5 protein-coding genes are annotated in these 4790 nt (G+C 70.2%); all 5 read right to left on the minus strand.

Features of this window, described 5'->3' with window-relative positions; genetic code table 11:
• Positions 1-565: type 1 glutamine amidotransferase (locus tag BN11_RS21105; protein WP_048700456.1), on the minus strand; the 565-nt coding region annotated here is incomplete at its 3' end.
• Positions 562-1425, minus strand: coding sequence for an FHA domain-containing protein (locus BN11_RS22245; RefSeq protein ID WP_235435578.1), 864 nt, complete (start codon positions 1423-1425; stop codon positions 562-564). The genes BN11_RS21105 and BN11_RS22245, both read right to left, overlap by 4 nt.
• A 201-nt stretch (positions 1426-1626) precedes the next feature.
• A complete protein-coding gene (locus BN11_RS21115; RefSeq protein WP_048693764.1) occupies positions 1627-2346 on the minus strand; it encodes a PIG-L deacetylase family protein in 720 nt (239 codons plus the stop codon).
• 110 nt (positions 2347-2456) lie between these two features.
• A complete protein-coding gene (lpdA, locus tag BN11_RS21120) occupies positions 2457-3854 on the minus strand; it encodes a dihydrolipoyl dehydrogenase (RefSeq protein WP_048693761.1) in 1398 nt (465 codons plus the stop codon).
• Between the two features lie 53 nt (positions 3855-3907).
• Positions 3908-4790: MFS transporter (locus tag BN11_RS21125; protein ID WP_048700459.1), on the minus strand; the 883-nt coding region annotated here is incomplete at its 5' end.

Here is a 4790-nt window from a genome sequence, read left to right on the forward strand (position 1 = left end):
CCTCGGGATGGAATTGCACGCCATACGCCCATGGCGCGAACCGCACCGCCTGCGGAGTGCCGTCGGGTGCCGTGGCCAGCTGCACGGCCCGCTCAGGGAGTCGGGTGGCGATGTCGCTGTTCCATTGCACGACACGCAAACCGTCGCATCCGCCGAGCAACGGATCGGTGGCTCCGGCCGGGGTGAGCGCCACCGCAGTGAGCCCGGTGGCCATCCCGGCCGGATTGCGCCGCACCTCGCCGCCGAGGGCCACGGTCGCCAGTTGGTGGCCGAGGCAGACCCCGAGGAAAGGTATGCCGCCCTCCACACTCCGCGCGATCAGCTCGCGGGTCGCGGGGAGCCACGGGTAGTCCGCGTCGTCGTTCGCCCCCGCCTCGCCGCCGAGGACCACGAGGGCGTCAGCGTCGCCTACATCAGCCGGAATCATCTCTGCCGCAACGCCGTCCGGGTGCACGTGCGCTCGCACCCGGCGCAGTGTCACGCCGCGCTCCTCCCACCACTCACCGAGCCACGAGGGTGGGCACTGATCCTCGTGCTCGACGGTGAGGAAGGTCAGCGGCCTCATCCGATTGCGATCTCCTCATCGGTCGCGCGTCGCACGACGATCCGAGTCCACGCCCCCACATAGATGCGGTTGTCGCCGACCTCGGTCTTGGGGCCGACGGCGATCGGGTCATCGGGGAGCGGCCCCGACGCCGGCCCGACGAACGTGCCATTGGAGGACTGCAGGTCCTCGACGAACCACCGCGACCCGTCCGTCGTCAGCTGCGCGTGCCGCCGGGAGACACCCGGGTCGGCAGAGCAGTCGATGTCGGGCACGATATTCCGGCTCGCCGACGCCCGCCCGATCAGCGCGCTCGCGATCCGCAGCGGGACGACAACGGGCAGGCCCGCCGACGGCAGCGGCTCCTCGGCCTGCTGATCGGCATACCAGTCCGGGTCGATCCACACCTCGGCGACCCACTGGAAGGGGATCCGCGGCGGCACGTTCGGGTCCACCCCGCCGAGCACCGGCGGCTGCTCCCCAGCACCCGCCTCCTCGGCTTCACCCGAGACCGGAGCGGGCTCACTCGGGGCCCCTGCACCCTCGGACGCCCCTGCACCCTCGAACGCTCCTGCACCCTCGGGGGCGTCAGAACCGTCGGGCGCCTCCGGGCTCTCAGGCGCGTCCGGGGCGGGTATACCGCCGTCCCCCGGCTCACCGGGACCGGGTTCGCCGTCTCCCGGTTCGCCTTCGGCAGATACCGACAGGCCGTCGGCGTCGAGCTCCTCGGCACCCTCGGGTCGCGACACCCGGGGGGCGATCTCGGTGACGTGTCCGTCGCTGAGCATCACGTCGACCGGTTCCGGCGGCCCCGCAACGCCGCCGATCTCGACGAGGCGGGCCCGGCGGATCACGGTGAGGGGGCGCTGTGTGGCTGGCACTCCCCCATTCTTGCCTGTCAGTCGTCCAGGACCAGGGGGAGCCGCACCTGTGGTGAGGCGATGACCTCGGCACCGGCGAGGGCGGCCTTGGCGCGCACGGCCCCCTGACCGTCCGCGGTCATGGACAGCGCGAGGGGATGCGTCTCCCGGGCGATGCGCCGCGGCCTCCCCGGCCATCCGGGCCGTGCTCGCCGCACTCGGTTAGTTGAGCGGGACGATGGCGAATGCCTCGGCCAAACGCCCTTCCGGCAGACCGAAGTTCGCGGCCATCCGGCTCGACATCTGCCGCAAGAAGCCTTCCAACTCCTCCCCGCGGTGGGCGGTCTGGGAGGCATGGGCGTGCAGGGCCGCCACCTTGCGGTGGAAGGTCTCGGTGATATCGACCGCGTGATCCGGGGTCGGATGCGCCATCAACCAGATCTCGCCGACATGGTGGAACGGCACGCCGATCTCGGGCCAGGCGAACGGATTCTCCGAGGCCGGGTAGGCCGCCCGGACGGCCGCGTCGCCGGCGGCGAGATGATCCGGGTGCGAGGCCTGCAGCCGCGCATAGTTGCGCTCCGGGGACTGACACACCAGCCGCCCCGGCCGCACATCCCGGATCACCGCCACGATGTCGCGTTGCAGATCGAAAGTGGGCTCGAGCCAGCCGTCGCGATAGCCGTCGAGGAAGCGCACGTCCGTGATGCCGACCTCGGCGCTGGCCGCGCGCTGCTCCTGCTCGCGCAGCGCGGGAATCGCCGCGATGTCGGCGTCCGGACGGGCGCCCTGCTCGCCGTGCGTGAGACAGAGCAGGGTGACCTCGATGCCCGCGTCGGTCCACTGCGCCGCGGTCCCGGCAAGGCCGAAGTCGGCGTCATCGGGGTGCGCGGCGACGATGAGGATGCGCTCGATCTCGCTGTCCGGCTTGGGCATCGGCATGCCGTCACCCTAGCCAAGACGCAGCTGCCGACCTGCAGGGGGCGCCACGTGTTGCTCGGTGCTGACCGGGTGGCCGCGCGCCAGGGCAAGCGCTGCCAGGGGCCGTCAGATCACAAATTGATCATGTGTCCGGCGATGCCCTCGACGGCCTCCTTGACGGCCTCGGAGAGGGTGGGGTGGGCGAAGACGTTGCGGGCGACCTCGTCGGCGGTCAGGTCCCACTTCTGGGCCAGCGTCAGCACCGGGAGGAGTTCGGTGACGTCGGGGCCGATCATGTGGGCGCCGAGGATCTCGTTGTGCTTGGCGTCGGCGACAACCTTGACGAAGCCGACCGCGTCGCCCAGACCCATGGCTTTGCCGTTGGCGGAGAAGGGGAATGCGGCGGTCTTGACCTCGTGGCCGGCGTCCTTGGCCTGCTGCTCGGAGAGGCCGAAGGAGCCGATCTGCGGGTGGCAGTAGGTCGCTCGCGGGATCATCGAGTAGTCGACCGGCATCGTCTCGGCGCCGGCGATGGTCTCGGCGGCGACGACACCCTGGGCCTCGGCGACGTGGGCCAGCATAAGCTTGGCGGTGCAGTCGCCGATGGCGTAGACGCCCGGGACGTTGGTGCGCATGACGTCGTCGATCTCGATGGCGCCGCGGTCGGTGAGCTGGACGCCGATGGCTTCGAGGCCGTAGCCTTCGGTGCGGGGGGCGAAGCCGATGGCCGAGAGGAGCTTGTCGGCCTCGAGGATCTGCTGCTCCCCCCCGGCCGCGGGCGAAACCGTCACGCGCACACCGGATCCGGTGTCCTCGACCGATTCGACCTTGGTGCCCAGCAGGACCTTGACGCCGAGCTTCTTGTAGTGCTTGAGCAGCTCCTTGGAGATGTCGGCATCCTCGGTCGGCACCATGCGGTCGAGGAACTCGACGATCGTCACGTCGACGCCGAAGTTCTTCATGACATAGGCGAACTCGACCCCGATGGCACCGGAGCCGGCGATGATGATCGAGCCGGGCAGCTGGTCGGAGAGGATCTGCTCCTCATAGGTGACGACGTTCTGCGAGACCTGGACCCCGGGCAGCATCCGGGTGACGGCGCCGGCGGCGATGATCAGGTTGTCGAAGGTGATCTCGCGGGTCTCGCCGGAGTTGAGCGCGACCGACATGGACGTCGGCGAGGTGAGGGTGCCCCACCCGTCGATCTCCTCGATCTTGTTCTTCTTCATCAGGAAGTGGACGCCCTTGACGATGCCGGCCGAGACCTGTCGCGAGCGGGCGTGGGTCGGGCCGAAGGACATCGTCACCTCCCCTTCGATGCCGTATTTCGCCTTGTCGTGGGTGAGGGTGTGCGCGAGTTCGGCGTTCTTGATCAGCGCCTTGCTCGGGATGCACCCGACGTTGAGGCAGACACCGCCCCAGTACTTCTTCTCGACGACGGCGGCCTTCAGGCCCAGCTGTGAGGCGCGAATCGCCGCGACATATCCACCAGGACCGGCACCGAGGACGACAACATCGAAGTCAGACATGGGTCCAACCCTAGTGCGGATCGGAGCCGGCCGTGGTCCGGCGTCCAGGCCCGTCAGGCCGCGAGCGTGAGCACTTCCGGCTCCGGCACGGCGCCCGTCTCGGCGGGGCGCCGGATGACGGCACGCAAGCGCGCCGCGGCCACGATCGCCCCGAGCGAGATCAGCAGGTGCAGACCGAGGAACCCACCCGTCATACCCGCCCCCAGCAGCACACCGGCGACCAGCGGCCCCAGCGCGGAGGCACCCGTTTGGACGGCCGTGAAGACGCCGAGCGTCGTGCCGACCATTCCTTCCGGTGCCAGGGAGGCGGTGAGCGGGTTGAGGATGGGGGCATACATCGTCTCCCCCACGGCGAAGACGGCGAAGCTGGTCACGAAGACGGCGCCGGCCACCGCCGGAGTGAAGAGCGCGGCGGACAGCAGCACCCAGCTCAGGGTCCAGATGCCCCCGACGATCATCAGCAGGCCGGCACCGCTGTGGCCGGCGGTGAGCCGGACGACGACCATTTGCAGGGCGATGATGACGACGCAGTTGACGGCGGCCGCGAGGCCGACGGTGCGCTCGGCCACGTCGAGGCTGGTCAGGGCGTAGGCCGGCAGGCCGCTCTCGAACTGCGCATAGAAGCCGAGCGCGAGGGTCACGGTCACCACTGCGGTCCAGCGCAGGGCGGGCACGGCCCAGATGGCCCGCAGGGCGTGGAGGCCGCCGAGGGGGCGGGCCGGGTCGTCCCCCAGGTCGTATGCCGTGGGCGCCGGCGCCCGGTGACCCGCCACGGCGATCAGCAGCCCCGATAGCGCGAATCCGGCTGCCGCAGTCAGGAAAGCACCCGTCATACCGTCAGGGCGGTCGAGGTCGACGAGGTAGCCGGCGACGAAAGCGCCGATCGCCATGCCCAGCGAACCGGCGGTGAAGACCCACGCGAAGACCCTGCGGCGG

The organism is Nostocoides australiense Ben110 (genome assembly GCF_001050535.1).
Taxonomy (GTDB): Bacteria; Actinomycetota; Actinomycetes; order Actinomycetales; family Dermatophilaceae; genus Nostocoides_A; species Nostocoides_A australiense.

Excerpts from the sequence above, each read along its gene's own strand:
- BN11_RS21115 (WP_048693764.1), bottom strand. The coding sequence starts at position 2,346 with ATGCCGATGCCCAAGCCGGACAGCGAGATCGAGCGCATCCTCATCGTC.
- lpdA (WP_048693761.1), bottom strand. The coding sequence starts at position 3,854 with ATGTCTGACTTCGATGTTGTCGTCCTCGGTGCCGGTCCTGGTGGATAT.